The sequence below is a fragment of the Paenibacillus sinensis genome, assembly GCF_019904155.1.
In the GTDB taxonomy this organism is placed as follows: Bacteria; Bacillota; Bacilli; order Paenibacillales; family Paenibacillaceae; genus Paenibacillus_AQ; species Paenibacillus_AQ sinensis.
The window spans coordinates 48918-64217 of record NZ_JAHCMB010000026.1; the positions used below are offsets into that span (position 1 = coordinate 48918).

A 15300-nucleotide genomic window follows, 5' to 3' on the forward strand; every position below is an offset into this window, starting at 1 on the left:
CAAGAATTTTCGAAGACCCGGAAGACTTATAGATTCGAGGAGGATACCCTATTTTATGATCCGTAGAGTGGAATTTGATAAAAGTCTGGATGAGCTGCGCAGCCTGCTTCGCCAAATGGCTGAACATGTAGTTGACGCACTGGAAGGCGCAGTACAGTCCCTGCAGCAGCAGGATACGAACCGCGCGCAGGAGATTGTGCAGGCCGACGTTCGCCTGAATCAGATGGAAGAACAGATCATGGATATCGGCTCCCGGCTGATTATCACCCAGCAGCCTGTGGCGAAGGATCTTCGCCGAATCATCGTAGCTTTCAAGATTTCCAGCGATCTGGAGCGCATGGGCGATCTTGCACTGGATGTAGCGAAGGTTACGCTGCGCCTGCATGGGCAGCATCTGATCAAGCCGCTGGTGGATATTCCGAGAATGGCTGAAATCGTGAAGACGATGACGTCCGAAGCCATCACTGCCTATCTGGACGAGAACACCGATCTGGCTCACAAAATGGCGCTTGACGACGACCAGGTCGATCATCTCTACAGCGCCATGATCAACGAGCTGTACAGCTACATGGTGAAGCAGCCTGAAACGGTATCCCAGGCCATGCTGCTGACTCTTGTCGGCCGCTATATTGAACGGATCGCGGATCATGCGACCAATATCGGTGAAAGCGTCGTGTACCTGGTGACAGGCAAACGGCCTGATCTGAACCGGTAACCTCCCGCAAGGAATGTAAACAGACAATAATTGAAGCAAAACCGCCCATTGAAGCTTATGACAAGCGTTCAATGGGCGGCTTTTTTTACGTTACAAAATATAGCAGGGAATCCCTCGAATACCCCTTTACATGAAATCATAGAAATACCGGATCACATGGAGAAATACCGGCGACGTATAGGTAAGGCTGTCGATCAGGCTGAGATAGCTCTTCTTCAGCGCCTGCGCCTTGTCATCGTCACCGATCAGCAGATCCCGCTTCAGCACGGAGACCGTCAGGCTGCCGAAGAACCCGCTCAGACTGATCAGCGCGCCGGTGAAGAGTGCGAAGGGACGAGCGATTGGAGTCAAGTACGGGGCAATGAAGAAAGAAACCGCCGTCGTAACGAGCAGCGAGCAGGCGAAGCCTTCCCAGGTCAGAGTGGGGTTGGCGGTCGGAACGATCTTCCGCCTGCCTAAATAAAGAGAGAACAGCACATGAACGACGTCGCCAAGCTGGGTAAGCACAACCAGATACAGCACCAGTCCGGCGCCGTATTCCGGCGAGGCGACCTGGAAGTAGGCGAGATGGCTGAGTCCGAACACCATCAGCATAAGCCCCCACTGCGTAGAGCTGACACTGCGAAGGAACCCGACCGTTCCTTTGTTGATCAGCCTCGGCAGCGGCAGGAACAGCGACACATAGATGGGGATGAAGACGATAAACATGCCGTACCAGTCAATGTAGATCCAGTAGAACTGCAGCGGGATCGCCAAATACGCCCACAGGAACAATCTGCGATCCGCTTTGCGGGTGCGGATCATGGAGAAGTACTCCTTCAGCGCGAAGAAGATCAGCACCATCAAGCTCACCATGGATACGACAGGACTGACCAGGGTGGCGAGACAGAAGATGAAGAACATGCTCCACCATGTTTTAACGCGAAGGGCGATGGGGGTATAGTCCTTGTCCGGTTGAATTCGGTCTACTATATAATAGATGAAATGAAAAGCCGCCAGCGCGGAGAAGACGAGGATCAATAGCAGCATCGAATGGGTCAACAGCGATCACCAACTTGTCGAATAATAGAATTTCTGGAAGGTTCCTATGTTATTATGAAGGAAGAATTCATTTTTGATAAGGGGATTTCGCATGATGGCTGCCGATCATTCCGTCTTTATTCTGCTTACGAATACCGGAACACTGTTCACACGGGTGATTCAGACGTATACCAAAGCCCCGTACAATCACGCTTCGATCTCGTTTAACCGGCAGCTGTCGGAGCTGTACAGCTTCGGGAGGAAGAACCCGGACAATCCTCTGAACGGAGGCTTCGTACAAGAAGATATCCAGACAGGCACATTCAGCAAGTATCCGGAGACGACCTGCGTCCTCTATGAACTTAAGGTAACGGAGCGGGAAGTCGAGAAGATGAGAAGGGTGCTGCATGTCTTCATACGCAGCCGGCACAAGTATTTGTATAATCTGCTTGGTGTGATCGGCGTCGCTCTGAAGGAGCCGGTTGAGTTCAGCAATTCCTATTTCTGCTCGCAGTTCGTTGCGGAAATTCTGCAGCGCTCCGGCATCAAGCTGTGGAATAAGCTGCCTGCCCTCGTAACGCCTGATGATTTGAGGAAGTGCGAGCAGCTCACTTTGATTTATGAAGGCAAACTGAGGGAGTATGAACCGGGAACGGGCTTTTGATCGAAATACGTTGATCGAAATACAGGGATATAACCGGTCCGAAATCAGAAGTGACCCTAAGGTGACCCTTTGGGGGGATTTTGTGGCGGATAGCGAGGTCGGATAACATAACGAATCGGGCATAATGAGGGAAGCCAGAGCGACCGCCCAGGCAAGCGGGGGATTCCTTCTTTTTTTCGGTGGGCGTGTGGTAAGATAGAGGCGATAAGCAATCGAAGACGAGGTGCATAATGGACAAGGACAAGCTGATTTTAATAGATGGAAATAACGTGATCTACCGGGCATTCTTCGCCATGCCTCCTCTGACCAATACGGCGGGCCAGCAAACCAATGCCGTCTATGGCTTCACGACGATGCTGCTGCGTCTGATTGAAGAGCATAAGCCGACCCACCTGATCGTCGCCTTCGACGCGGGCAAGGTCACCTTCCGCCATGAGGGCTACCAGGATTACAAGGGCGGGAGACAGAAGACGCCGCCGGAGCTGTCGGAGCAGTTCCCCCTGCTGAAAGATCTGCTGAAGGATCTGGGCGTTCCACAATATGAAATCGTGAGCTATGAAGCGGATGACATCATCGGAACCATTTCCCGGGAAGCCGATGAAGCAGGCCGCGAAGTCATGATCGTCTCCGGGGACAAAGACATGCTGCAGTTGGCATCGGATCATACGAAGATTGCGTTGATCCGCAAGGGTGTGACGGAGATCGAGCTGTACGGACCGGAGGAAATCCGGAGCAAATACGATCTTACGCCGGAGCAAATCATCGACCTTAAGGGGCTGATGGGCGACGCGAGCGATAATATCCCGGGGGTGCCGGGAGTTGGCGAGAAGACCGCACTGAAGCTGCTTGCCCAGTTTGGCTCCGTAGAGGGAGTCATCGCCGGAACCGGAGAGCTGAAGGGCAAGATGAAGGAGAAGCTGGAAGCGCATGCCGAAGATGCGGTCATGAGCAAGAAGCTGGCTACCATCTTCCGCGAAGTTCCGTTGACCCATTCGTGGGAGGATATGAAATTTACCGGTCTCAAGAGCGATACCGCCGGTCCGGCACTGGCGAAGCTGGAGTTCAAGTCGCTGCTGGAACGGCTGAACCTGAGTGCCCATGCGCCAGCGGATGGAGAAGCCAACGCTCCGGCGCCGGAGCTTGATATTGTGATAGCCGCCGGCGGGGCGGAGCTGGCGGCGGCTGTCGCAGCGCTGCCGGAAGTCAAGGCGCTGCATGTGGAGACCTACGGCGACAATCCGCACCGGTCCGAGGTGATCGGGGTGGCGCTCTCGACGCCGGAGAAGCATTATTTTGTGCCGTTCGAGACGCTGAAGAGCGGTGAGGCCGAGGCGGTGCGCGCCTGGCTGGTGGATGAGCAGTCACCGAAGAACGGCTATGACTTGCACCGCGCGGACCTGGCCCTGCACTGGCAGGGCATTCCCTTCGCGGGTGCGGCCCATGATGTCCAGCTGGCGGCCTATCTGCTGGACCCGACCGAAGCGAACCAGAACCTTAGCGATCTGGTGAGCAAATATGGGCTGCCGCATCTGGCGGCGGACGAAGAAGTGTTCGGCAAGGGCGCGAAGTACAAGCTGCCGGAGCTGGCCGTGCTGGGCGCCCATGTCGCCGCCAAGAGCGCGGCTGTCCTCGGTGTCGTGCCGAAGCAGGAGCAGAACCTTGCCGATACGGCCATGCAGAAGCTGTTTCACGACCTGGAAATGCCGCTGTCGCGCATTCTGGCCGATATGGAGAAGCAGGGTATTCTGGTTAACCAGGACGGGCTCAAAGAGCTGGGACGGGAGTTCGAGCGGACGATTGCCGGTCTTGTCGAGCAGATCTATGAGATCGCGGGTACCGAGTTCAATCTGAACTCCACGAAGCAGCTGGGCGAGATTCTGTTCGATAAGCTGGGCCTGCCGGTGGTCAAGAAGACCAAAACCGGTTACTCCACCGACGCCGAGGTGCTGGAGAAGCTGGCGCCTTACCATGATATCGTGCAGATGATTTTGCAGTACCGGACCATTGCCAAGCTGCAATCGACCTATGTAGAGGGGCTGCTGAAGGAAATTGCGCCTTCGACAGGCAAGGTCCACACCTTCTATCGCCAGACGATCGCGGCGACCGGCCGGCTGAGCAGCCAGTTCCCTAATCTGCAGAACATCCCGATCCGGCTGGAGGAAGGCCGCAAAATCCGCAAGGTCTTCGTCCCTTCCGAGCCGGGCTGGTCGATTCTGGCGGCTGACTATTCGCAGATTGAGCTCCGGGTGCTGGCACATATTTCGGATGATGCCAAACTGAAGGATGCGTTCCTGCATGACATGGACATTCATACGAAGACGGCGATGGACGTGTTCGGCGTGCCGGCCGAAGCGGTGGACAGCAACATGCGCCGCTCCGCAAAGGCAGTCAACTTCGGCATCGTGTACGGCATCAGCGATTACGGCTTGTCGCAGAACCTGAATATTACGCGCAAAGAAGCCGCCAGGTTTATCGACGCTTACTTTGAGGTATTCCAGGGCGTGCGGCGCTACATGGACGAAATCGTGAAAGAAGCGCGCAAGGCGGGTTATGTCACAACGCTGCTGGAACGCCGCCGCTATCTGCCGGAGATCAATGCAAGTAATTTCAATTTACGCTCGTTCGCCGAGCGGACGGCAATGAACACGCCGATTCAAGGTACTGCCGCCGACATTATCAAGCTGGCCATGATTCACATGGACCGCGCACTGTCCGAGCGGGGGCTGAAGAGCCGAATGCTGCTCCAGGTGCATGACGAACTGGTCTTCGAGGTGCCGGAGGACGAGCTGGAGATCATGAAGACTCTCGTGCCGGAGGTTATGGAAGGCGCGCTGAAGCTGTCCGTACCGCTTAAGGCGGAGGTAAGTTATGGAAGCGACTGGTATGAGGCGAAATAAAGTCCCGCGCCCGCGGCTTATCTTGGTATAATGAAGCTGAGGTGAGGACATCATGCCGGAACTTCCGGAGGTAGAGACAGTTAAACGAACATTAAACACCTTGGTTCAGGGCAAAAGAATACTAAACGTCACCGTCCGGCTGCCCCGGATTATCCGGCGGCCGGACGATATCACGTTATTTGCACATATGCTGGAAGGCCATATCATTCAGCGGGTAGAACGCCGCGGCAAATTTCTGCGCTTTCTGCTGGATGGGCTCGTGCTGGTCAGCCATCTGAGGATGGAGGGCCGGTATGGTCTGTATGCCAAGGGTGATGAGCTGGACAAGCATACGCATGTGATTTTTCATTTCGACGACGGCACCGAGCTCCGGTACACGGACGTCCGGCAGTTCGGGACGATGGATCTGTTCCTTCCGGGCGAGGATCTTCTTCAGCCGCCGCTGAAGAATCTGGGTATGGAGCCGCTGTCTCCTGATTTTACGATAGAGGCGTTTAAGCGTCTGCTTGCCGGGAAGAATACAAAAATCAAGCCGCTGCTGTTAAATCAGGCATACGTGGTCGGGATCGGCAATATTTATGTGGATGAGTCCCTGCATGCCGCAGGCATTCATCCGGAGAGAGCCGCCGGTTCCTTGACCGATGAGCAGATCGTGAGGCTGCATGGCGCCATTGTCGATACGCTGACGGATGCGGTGAACGCTGGCGGATCTTCCGTTAAGTCTTACGTGAACGGCCAGGGAGAGAGCGGCAGCTATCAGCATATGCTCCGGATATACGGACGCAAGGATGAGCCTTGCTACTCCTGCGGCTCCAAGGTGGAGAAGAGCGTTGTGGGGGGACGGGGCACTCATTTTTGCCCAAGCTGCCAGCCGCCGCTGTTGACCTAGGAAGGTCCCTTTGTTCCGACAGCTCGTGATTGCACCGGATTTTCAATTGTTTCACACGGTTTCAAGAAGGATGACACCATAGAGACCTCCCGCCCATATACTGGGTGAAGAATGCTACATTAGCGAACGACGGCTTGAGGGGAGAGCCCCTTATAGCCCCGGTTCTTCACGGGAGGGATTGCGGGTGTTTACCCCTATTGTTTCACTTCTGCTGCTGGCTTTTGCCCTGAGTCTGGATGGTTTCGGCGTTGGTATTACATATGGTTTGCGCAAGCTGAAGATCCCCTTGTTCTCGGTTCTGATCATTGCGACGTGTTCAGGCGTTGTAATGAGCGTATCGATGCAGGTCGGCGTGCTGCTGTCTGCGGTAGTGTCTCCTGGAATTGCGTCGCGAATCGGCGCGGTCATTATTCTGCTGATGGGCTGCTGGTCACTGGTGCAGATGCTGCTCCAGAAAGATGACGGCAAGGAAGCTGAAGCGAAGGGCGGCCGGAGCGCTGAAGCAGAGGAACAGGCAGGAGAACACGGCAGCAAGAGCTGTCCGGGTGAGCTTGCCGTAGACTTGACACCATCTGGCTCGTCTTCACCGGATCAGGCAAACGTTCATGAAGAGGGTCAAGGGGAGAAATCCGCCGTATTCTCACTGGAGCTTCGGCGTCTCGGGATCGTCATTCAAATTCTGCGTACCCCGTCGTCGGCGGATATGGACAAATCGGGCAGCATTTCGCCGCTTGAAGCGCTGGTCCTCGGGATCGCGCTCTCGCTTGACGCATTCGGAGCAGGGCTTGGAGCCGCGCTCTTGGGCTTTGATCCGCTGCGGACTTCGCTTACGATTGCGCTGTTCAGCGGAAGCATTCTGCTTCTGGGGCTTCATACCGGACTTCGCTTCTCCGGAAGCTCCTGGATGAAGCGGGCTTCACTGCTGCCGGCGCTCTTATTGATTGCCATTGGAATACTGAAGCTGTTATGAGCTATGAGCTATGAGCTATGAGTTATGAGGTGAAAACATGATTATGGGCTTGACCGGAGGGATCGCCTCCGGCAAAAGCACCGTGTCCGCCCTTCTGGTAAGCAAGGGGGCAAGGCTCATCGATGCCGATGCCATTGCCCGGGAGATTATGCTCCCCGGACACGAGGTGCTGGCCTCCGTTGCCGAAGCTTTCGGCGCGGGGGTGCTGCAACCAGACGGAACGCTGAACCGGTCGAAGCTGGGAGACATCGTATTTCACGACCCTGAAGCCCTGAAGACGCTGAACGGGCTGACCCATCCGGTGATCCGCCGGATTACCCGGGAGCGGATGGAGGCTTTTGAGCGGGAGGATGCTTCCCGTCTTACTGTCGTGGATATTCCGCTGCTCTACGAGACAGAGCAGGAGGATATGTTCGAGAAGATTCTGGTGGTTTATGTGCCGAGGAAGGTACAGATTAGCCGGCTGATTACCCGCAACGGGCTGACGGAGGAGCAGGCCAGAGCCCGGCTCGATTCGCAGATGGATATTGAGCTCAAACGGGAGAAGGCCGACTATGTGATCGACAACAGCGGCGACCTTGCCGGGACGGAGAGGCAAATCGAGCAGTTGTTGGACAGGCTGGGATTTACATGCTGAGGCTGCTGCGCAAAAAACGGGTTCTGCTCCTCTTATTCATCGGCTTCACCGCCGTTCTGTTTCTCAGCACGAATTGGATGTCCTGGATTTATCCCATCCATTATAAAGAGGATATACGCAAGCACAGCCTCACCTATCAGGTCGATCCCTTCCTTGTCGCCGCCATTATCCGGGTCGAAACGAACTACAAGACCGGCAAGGAATCCCGAAAGGGAGCGCTGGGACTCATGCAGTTAATGCCTGACACGGCGAAATGGGCACTGGAAAAGGCCAAGCTGCCCGATGTTTCGCTGGACAAGCTGAGGGATGAGCCTTCCGCCAACATCGAGCTGGGAACCTGGTATCTGCATACGCTGTCAGGAGAGTTCGACGGCAATCGGGCGATGATCATCGCGGCTTATAATGCAGGCCCGGGAAAGGTGAAGAGCTGGCTTGAGGACGGTTCCTGGGACGGGAGCGAAGAGTCGCTGAAGAATATTCCGTTCGGTGAAACGCGCCACTATGTGCAGCGGGTCATTTATTATTACAATCAATATGTCGATATCTACGGCGGCATGTTCTAAACATCAGGTTAACGCACAAAGAAGCGCCGGCGGCCCGGAGGCCGCTCAGCACTTCTCATTTTTGCCCTGTTAGAGGCTTATTACTGGAACTGTCCAGCCAGTTGTTGTTCGGCCAGAGTTACCAGACGTTTGGTGATGTATCCACCGATCGAACCGTTTTCGTAAGAAGTTTTATTGCCTTGATATCCGTCCGGGGAAAGAGTGATACCAAGTTCTTGGGCAACTTCATATTTCAGCTGCTCCAAAGCGGCGTTGGCTTTTGGTACAACCAGGTTGTTGGTGCTGGAGCTTCCATTGCTTGCCTGTGCCATTGTTGTTCACCTCCTATCGGTTGGTAACTGTATTATGTGCCGAACCTGCCATATTCATAACCGAAACGGATAAGGTGTTTACTGGAAAAAAGAGCCCTAAAAAAGCGAAAAACAAAGCGAAGGAAGTGACCGCGAGGCATGAAATGCCCTTATTGCGACCATACCAATACCAAGGTGCTGGACTCCCGTCCGGCTAATGAGAACAAGTCCATCAGGCGCAGGCGCGAATGCGAGAAGTGCAGCCGGCGTTTTACGACATTTGAAATGGTGGAGGAGACCCCGCTGATTGTGATCAAGAAGGATGGCAGCCGCGAGGAATTCAGCCGTGATAAAATTCTTCGGGGCCTGATTCGCGCTTGCGAGAAGCGTCCTGTGTCCGTCGAGCGTCTGGAGATGATCGTCTCCGAGGCCGAGAAATCGCTGCGGGGCATTGCCGTCGCCGAAGTGGAGAGCCGTCAGATCGGCGAGCTGGTTATGGAGCAGTTGTATCCGGTGGATGAGGTGGCTTATGTCCGCTTTGCGTCGGTATATCGCCAATTCAAGGACATCAATATGTTCATGAAAGAGCTGAAGGCGCTGCTGTCCAAAAATGAGGATGAGGAAGGACTGTAGGGCAATGCAGACGCCTTGCAGTTAGGTATAATGGGGGGAACAGTCGCTCATATATAGAAAAATGTTGACATCAGGTTTGGGATCCTGTATTATATAAAAGTCGGCTGTGGATATTAAGTGATGGACAAGCCGATCAGCATACATATCCCATTTCCATTCGGGGCCTTAGCTCAGCTGGGAGAGCGCATCGCTGGCAGCGATGAGGTCAGGGGTTCGATCCCCCTAGGCTCCACCATATTATGGACTCTTAGCTCAGCTGGTAGAGCATTCGACTCTTAATCGACAGGTCCAGGGTTCGAGCCCCTGAGAGTCCATTATAAAAAAGAGACGGCAGAGATGCCGTCTCTTTTTTGCGCATTCAGAAGCAGAGTGTTACAGCAGCGCGTCCTCCGATTTCCCGTGTTACGGATAGAAAATCTTTCCGGCATTGCCGGTCTGGCTTCGGGTTGAATCGATGCCGGGACTGTTGACAGACCAACGGAACGGGAGTATATTAAACGATGAATTAAACAATGTTTAAATCAATGCTTAAATTAGCATGACGAGGAGGAGAACATGAAATAGTATGGCTAAGGGAGAAGAATCGGCGGCGTCCGGTGATAAAGCAACGAAGCAGCAAATTCTTGACGCCACGGTTGCATTGATACGGGAGGAGGGAATTGCTGGCCTTACGCTGCGGCGGATCGCCGCCAAAGCGGGCAGCAATCTGGCGCTGGTCAATTACTATTACAATTCCAAGGATAACCTGCTGGAAGAAGCCACCCGTGTGCTGATTTCCGGCTTCGACGACGCGTTTGGCGCGTTGGAGAACGAGAGCCTGCCGCCTCGTGAGCGGCTGTTGGGCTTCTTCAAGGCCTACGTCGGCTATCTTCAGCAGTATCCGGGGCTTGCGAAGCAGATGGTGGACCAGAGTGGAAGCATCCTGCGTTCCATCCATAAGTATTCCCAGTACAGCAAGACGATAAAGAGACAAAAAATGCTGGAGACTTTGAGCGGCATCAGCGGCGTGACCGACGAGAAGCGGCTGCAGCTGATGATGGTACAGCTCCAGGGAGCTGTGCTGGTTCCGATTGTCATGTACCCCTGCGGAAGTGCCGGGGAGGCGGAAGTGGAGACGCCTTTCAAGGAGCTCCCGTCGGTCGACGAACAGATCGAATTTCTGTTTGACCATTATTTTTACCGGTATAACCAGGAAAGATTGAAGCATCAATAATAAAGAGTGGAGATGGAAAAATGAAACCTACTGTACCCGGCGCTGCGGCCGCCGAAGAGAGCTTCTCTCTAAAAGCAATTATTCCGCCGCTGCTGGCGATTATTGTCGGCATGATTATGGTTATTCTGGACAGCACCGTTGTCAACGTAGCCATCCCCGCTCTGGTGGATTATTTCGATACCAGCCTCAAAACCGTCCAATGGACGATAACAGGTTATACGCTCGCCCTGTCTGCCGTCATTCCGCTGGCTGGCTGGATGAGCGACCGGTTCGGCGCCCGCCGGGTGTTCCTGGGCACTATTGTAATGTTTATCGTCGGCTCCGTGCTGTGTTCCATTGCCCAGAGTTCGACGCAGCTGATTATCTTCCGGATTATTCAGGGTCTTGGCGGCGGTATGGTCGCCCCGATCGGTATGGCGATGGTGTTCCGGCTGGCACCGCCTGAGCGCAGAGGTTCGATCATGGGCATGCTCGGTATTCCGATGCTGCTGGCGCCTGCGCTGGGTCCGGTGCTGTCGGGTTGGCTGATCGAATATGCAAGCTGGCACTGGATCTTCCTGATCAATCTGCCAATCGGTATTCTGGCCGTCGTGCTGGGTATCAAATATCTGCCCGTTACCGAACGGCATGAGACGCCGCATCTGGACTTGCTGGGCATGATTCTCGCTCCGATCGCGTTTGCGATGCTGGCCTACGGTGTCAACGAGGGGGGCACGGATGGCTGGTCAACGACTGGCGCTATCACGGGCCTTGTCGTCGGCGGCGTGGCGCTGCTGCTCTTTATTCTTGTAGAACTGATGCAAAAGAACCCGCTGCTGGAGCTGCGCGTCTTCGGCTCCTCGCATTTCACCCGGGGCATTTTGCTGGCCTGGATTACACAGGCTGCCTTGTTCGGCTCCATGCTGTTCGTGCCGCTGTACTTGCAGCAGGTGCGCAACTATACGCCGCTTGAGACCGGACTTATCCTTCTGCCGCAGGCGCTGGCTTCCGGAATCGGGATGCCGCTTGGCGGTAGATTGTTCGACAAGATCGGCGCCCGGCCGCTGGCCTTTGTCGGGCTGATCATCATTTCCAGCGGCTTGTTCCTCCTGTCGGGAATTACGGCTGATACCAGTCTCCCGCATGTTATGCTGTGTCTGGGCATGATGGGGCTCGGGATGGGTCTGACGATGATGCCGGTGAACACCCATGTGTTGAACTCGGCTCCCCGCCATCTGGTTGGGCGCGTTACACCGCTGACGACAGCGGCTCAGCAAGTAGTGGTCTCGTTCGCCGTCGCCGGTATGACCGGCTACCTGACTTCGCGGATTACCACGCATATGTCGGAGATTGGCAAGGCCGGCAATCCTCTGGTTGCCGCTTCGCAGGGCTTCGACGATGTATTCTTCTTCACAGCCTGTATCGCCGTGGCAGGCGTGCTGTTCAGCCTGCTGCTGCGCAGACCCGACTCCGCAGGCGGAAAATCCGGTAAGGCCGCTGCGCCTTCCTCTGAAGCTGCTTCAATGATGGGACATTAATTGTAAGATGAGCACGGAAATGCCGTGCAGCTGGCTGCCGAGAATTCTCGGCAGCCAGTTGCATCGCATATGAATTTACACAGACCGATGTAACCATTAAAGTGTTATTATGGGTAATAAATACAGCAAACTTCAAGGAGGAGAAATCATGTCCGATTCACAATCGTCCCAAGTCTCGGAGGAACAACGGTTTGTTGATCTCATCAAGAGCCGCCGATCCGTACGCAATTATGATTCTCAGACCAGAGTTCCGCGGGAAGTTCTGACCGAAATCTTGCAGCAAGCTGCGCTGGCTCCTTCGGCCGCCAACCTGCAGCCTTGGCGATTTCTTGTTATCGACACGCCTGAACTCCAACAAAAGCTGCTTCCGATTGCGTTCAATCAACAGCAGATAGTTGAAGCTTCGGCGGTAATCGCCGTTCTTGGGGACTTGGAAAGCGTCAGCCTGGCCGGGAAGATTTATGGTCAAGCGGCAGAAGCGGGATATATGTCAGCGGATACGGCTAAGTCCTTCACCGAACGCTATACCGGGATGTATTCCAATATGTCATCTCAAGACATCCGTCAAATTGTTGTTAACGACTGCGGAATGGCATCCATGCAGTTCATGCTTGCCGCACGTGCCAAAGGCTATGATACGGTACCGATGGGAGGATATGACAAGGCGGCTTTCGTGGAGGCTTTTAACATACCTGAACGATATATTCCCATTATACTGATCGCATTCGGCAAAGCTGCACAGCCCGGACATCCAACGGTGAGATTGCCATTCGAAGATTTAGTCTTCTTCAACGAAATCCTTTAGTCCTAAGCGTTCCGGGATAGAGAGTGGCATTATCTCAGCAGAACGACATCACGAGGAAAAAAGTGTTGCATTCTCTCCCGGAACGCTGTATAATATTTTCTTGTGAGTGACTTGTTTCTACTCTATAAAAATACGTTTGGGGCCTTAGCTCAGCTGGGAGAGCGCATCGCTGGCAGCGATGAGGTCAGGGGTTCGATCCCCCTAGGCTCCACCAAATATTATGGACTCTTAGCTCAGTTGGTAGAGCATTCGACTCTTAATCGACAGGTCCAGGGTTCGAGCCCCTGAGAGTCCATCACGGAAGAAACGGCAGAGATGCCGTTTTTTTGTTGTTAATATGTAGAGTGTGTGCCGAGAGAGGAGTGCTGAGGATGGAACTGGATTTTGCGAATAAGAGGGTGTCGATCATAAAAAATGTGTATACAGTGGCCGGCAGAATGCTCGTGCAAAGAATCATTATTGCCTTCTCCTTCTTCTCCATATTGGCCACCATTCTTGATGACTATTCGGCGGATTTCCCATCCATGCTGCTCCTTGGCTTTCTTGCTGTACTTTCAGTAGTGAATGATTTCACTAGGGGCAAGTTTATGAAGCACACCAGGGTCTTGTGGAATGTATCCTTCATCTTCAGCAATATATTGGCTGGCTTGCTGCTGTTCAAGGTTTACTGCATAGGCGCAGAAATCTACATTATTATGTTGCTTATAGAAATCATGGTGAGCGCAAGAACAATTCCTGTGTATTTATTGTGCCTGCATTTTTCTGTTTTCACAGCTTCTCTGATAGCTGGCCATGCTACCCTCAAAGAAATCCTGTCTTCCTATCTAATTATAATCTCCATCGTCTATCTGTTCCGAAATGTATTGATTGAAAAAGCGAGAACCCAAGCGCTAAATCAAGAATTACAACATGCCAATGCCACACTCCAGGAGTACTCGGATCAAATTCAAGAGCTTACCCTCTCTCAAGAAAGAACGAGGATTGCCCAGGAGCTTCATGATTCACTGGGACATTATCTGATCGCCCTTAATATGAATCTTGAGTACGCCGGTTCAATCGTGGAGGTGGAGCCGGATAAGGCCAAGCTCGCCATAGACAAATCCCGTCAGCTGTCCAAGGAATGCATCGCGGATCTTCGGAAGACGGTTGTTCTTCTGAGTGAAGAGCGAGCTTCCAGGGCACTCCTTCAGTCCCTTCATGAGATATTCGGCAACTTTCGGGAGACGAATCGGATTCAGTTTGAACTTAACATGGATGAAGATATTGAAGATGTGGATTCTGAGATCAAAGCTTGTATTTACAAAACGGTCCAGGAGTCTATCACCAATGGCATCAAGCATGGGGAGGCCACATCCTTCTCCATTGACATCCATAAATATGCCGATCATATTTCCTTGCTCATTCATAATAATGGAGCAGATTGCAGAGAGATCATTAAATCGAAAGGGGTTCAAGGCATTGAGGACAGGATTAAGGCGCTCGGCGGAAAAGTTGTTTTTTACTCAGGTGAATCTTCAGGATTTAGCGTTGAGGCGAGTATTCCTAAAATTGCTGTAGATTTTGAGGTCAACAAGGAGGCACATCCATGGTAAATATTATAATAGTGGATGATCAGCAAATTGTTCGGGAAGGCTTGAAGATGATTCTTAGCCTCCATGATGAGGTCAAAGTTGTCGGTGAGGCTTCCAACGGAGAAGAGGCATTGGAGCTTCTCGCATACACCTCTCCTGAGGTTGTTCTAATGGATATTAAAATGCCGGTGATGAACGGAATCGATGCTACAAAATTGGTGAAGGCGAAATACCCTGAGATCAAGGTTATCATTCTTACTACTTTTAATGATCGCGAGTATATTTTTACAGGTCTCAAGAATGGTGCGGACGGTTATATTCTTAAGGATTCCGGCTCCCGGGAGATCATGGATTCGATTAGAACCGCTTGTGAGGGCAACATCCTGCTGAATCCCAAGATTACACGGGAAGTCGTGAACGCACTGAATATTGTGAATTATGCGGGCAGCGAGAGCTTGCCGAATGAGCAGATTCTGGAGCTGCTTACGCCGCGTGAGCTTGAGGTTGCCAAATGCATCATGAAAGGCAAGAGCAATAAAGAGATCAGCACTGAACTGTTTATTACAGAAGGCACGGTCAAAAATTATGTCTCACGCATGCTGGAGAAGCTCGAACTGAAGAATAGAACGGAACTAACGCTGTGCCTGCAAAAATCACTATAATCCTGCGGAGCCTTGTAAGTTTACAACTTACCTTCCGCCAGCTCGTTCCCGGTAAGCCGTCTTTACAGTAACCTGTCTGTTCTCACAGACTGACTGCTGTAAGGGCGGCTTATTTTTGTTTGTCTTTTTCCCGTATGACTAAAGTAATTCTCTAACTGATAACTAAAGTAATACCCGAATTGAGTACTATAGTAAATTCTTTTGCATGAGATGGGGGGCTAGAATGAGAACAGAACAGAAATGAGTGAGAGGTG

General features: G+C 53.0%; 15 protein-coding genes and 4 tRNA genes. 17 read left to right on the forward strand and 2 right to left on the reverse strand.

What is annotated here, in order from left to right; translation table 11 throughout:
* Nucleotides 1-55 precede the first annotated feature (55 nt).
* Nucleotides 56-715 (forward strand): phosphate signaling complex protein PhoU, encoded by a 660-nt coding sequence (phoU, locus tag KIH86_RS02045; protein WP_223084758.1) that lies wholly within the window; start codon nt 56-58, stop codon nt 713-715.
* A 126-nt stretch (nt 716-841) separates the two neighbouring features.
* Here the strand turns inward: phoU and KIH86_RS02050 are convergent, their stop codons facing one another.
* Nucleotides 842-1744 (reverse strand): phosphatidate cytidylyltransferase, encoded by a 903-nt coding sequence (locus KIH86_RS02050; RefSeq protein ID WP_407672230.1) that lies wholly within the window; start codon nt 1742-1744, stop codon nt 842-844.
* A 106-nt stretch (nt 1745-1850) separates the two neighbouring features.
* On the opposite strand from KIH86_RS02050, the gene KIH86_RS02055 reads away from it, so the two are divergent.
* From KIH86_RS02055 to KIH86_RS02080, 6 genes are all read left to right on the forward strand, one after another.
* Nucleotides 1851-2399 (forward strand): hypothetical protein, encoded by a 549-nt coding sequence (locus KIH86_RS02055; RefSeq protein ID WP_223086032.1) that lies wholly within the window; start codon nt 1851-1853, stop codon nt 2397-2399.
* A 230-nt stretch (nt 2400-2629) separates the two neighbouring features.
* Nucleotides 2630-5296, forward strand: coding sequence for a DNA polymerase I (gene polA, locus KIH86_RS02060; protein WP_223084754.1), 2667 nt, complete (start codon nt 2630-2632; stop codon nt 5294-5296).
* Between the two features lie 52 nt (nt 5297-5348).
* Nucleotides 5349-6185 carry a DNA-formamidopyrimidine glycosylase gene (mutM, locus tag KIH86_RS02065; RefSeq protein ID WP_223084745.1) on the forward strand — a complete coding sequence of 279 codons (837 nt, stop codon included), beginning with the start codon at nt 5349-5351 and terminating at the stop codon, nt 6183-6185.
* A 184-nt stretch (nt 6186-6369) separates the two neighbouring features.
* Entirely contained in the window at nt 6370-7155 is a 786-nt protein-coding gene (locus tag KIH86_RS02070; protein ID WP_223084743.1) for a manganese efflux pump, read from the forward strand.
* 37 nt (nt 7156-7192) lie between these two features.
* On the forward strand, nt 7193-7792 hold the full coding sequence (gene coaE, locus KIH86_RS02075) for a dephospho-CoA kinase (RefSeq protein WP_223084742.1): 600 nt from the start codon (nt 7193-7195) through the stop codon (nt 7790-7792).
* A complete protein-coding gene (locus KIH86_RS02080; protein ID WP_223086031.1) occupies nt 7789-8355 on the forward strand; it encodes a lytic transglycosylase domain-containing protein in 567 nt (188 codons plus the stop codon). Before coaE ends, KIH86_RS02080 begins: the two co-directional genes overlap by 4 nt.
* Before the next feature lie 80 nt (nt 8356-8435).
* On the opposite strand, the gene KIH86_RS02085 is transcribed toward KIH86_RS02080, so the two are convergent.
* Nucleotides 8436-8666 (reverse strand): alpha/beta-type small acid-soluble spore protein, encoded by a 231-nt coding sequence (locus tag KIH86_RS02085; RefSeq protein WP_038694899.1) that lies wholly within the window; start codon nt 8664-8666, stop codon nt 8436-8438.
* A 138-nt stretch (nt 8667-8804) separates the two neighbouring features.
* Here KIH86_RS02085 and nrdR point away from each other — a divergent pair, with 138 nt between their 5' ends.
* From nrdR to KIH86_RS02135, 10 genes are all read left to right on the forward strand, one after another.
* Entirely contained in the window at nt 8805-9278 is a 474-nt protein-coding gene (gene nrdR, locus KIH86_RS02090; protein ID WP_223084734.1) for a transcriptional regulator NrdR, read from the forward strand.
* Nucleotides 9279-9437: 159 nt separating this feature from the next.
* A tRNA-Ala gene (locus tag KIH86_RS02095) sits at nt 9438-9513 on the forward strand.
* A gap of 6 nt (nt 9514-9519) precedes the next feature.
* Nucleotides 9520-9592, forward strand: a tRNA-Lys gene (locus KIH86_RS02100).
* 251 nt (nt 9593-9843) lie between these two features.
* Nucleotides 9844-10491: a TetR/AcrR family transcriptional regulator gene (locus KIH86_RS02105; protein WP_223084732.1), complete on the forward strand. Its 648-nt coding sequence runs from the start codon at nt 9844-9846 to the stop codon at nt 10489-10491.
* A gap of 20 nt (nt 10492-10511) precedes the next feature.
* On the forward strand, nt 10512-12008 hold the full coding sequence (locus tag KIH86_RS02110) for a DHA2 family efflux MFS transporter permease subunit (RefSeq protein WP_223084729.1): 1497 nt from the start codon (nt 10512-10514) through the stop codon (nt 12006-12008).
* 148 nt (nt 12009-12156) lie between these two features.
* Nucleotides 12157-12813, forward strand: a complete 657-nt coding sequence (locus KIH86_RS02115; protein WP_223084726.1) for a nitroreductase family protein — start codon at nt 12157-12159, stop codon at nt 12811-12813.
* A gap of 138 nt (nt 12814-12951) precedes the next feature.
* Nucleotides 12952-13027: transfer RNA gene (locus tag KIH86_RS02120), tRNA-Ala, on the forward strand.
* A gap of 8 nt (nt 13028-13035) precedes the next feature.
* Nucleotides 13036-13108: transfer RNA gene (locus KIH86_RS02125), tRNA-Lys, on the forward strand.
* Nucleotides 13109-13184: 76 nt separating this feature from the next.
* Nucleotides 13185-14405, forward strand: coding sequence for a sensor histidine kinase (locus tag KIH86_RS02130; RefSeq protein ID WP_235775223.1), 1221 nt, complete (start codon nt 13185-13187; stop codon nt 14403-14405).
* The gene (locus tag KIH86_RS02135; RefSeq protein WP_223084723.1) at nt 14399-15046 is read left to right on the forward strand and encodes a response regulator; all 648 of its coding nucleotides are present in this window, start codon (nt 14399-14401) and stop codon (nt 15044-15046) included. The genes KIH86_RS02130 and KIH86_RS02135 overlap by 7 nt, the downstream gene beginning before the upstream one ends.
* The last annotated feature ends 254 nt before the right edge of the window (nt 15047-15300 follow it).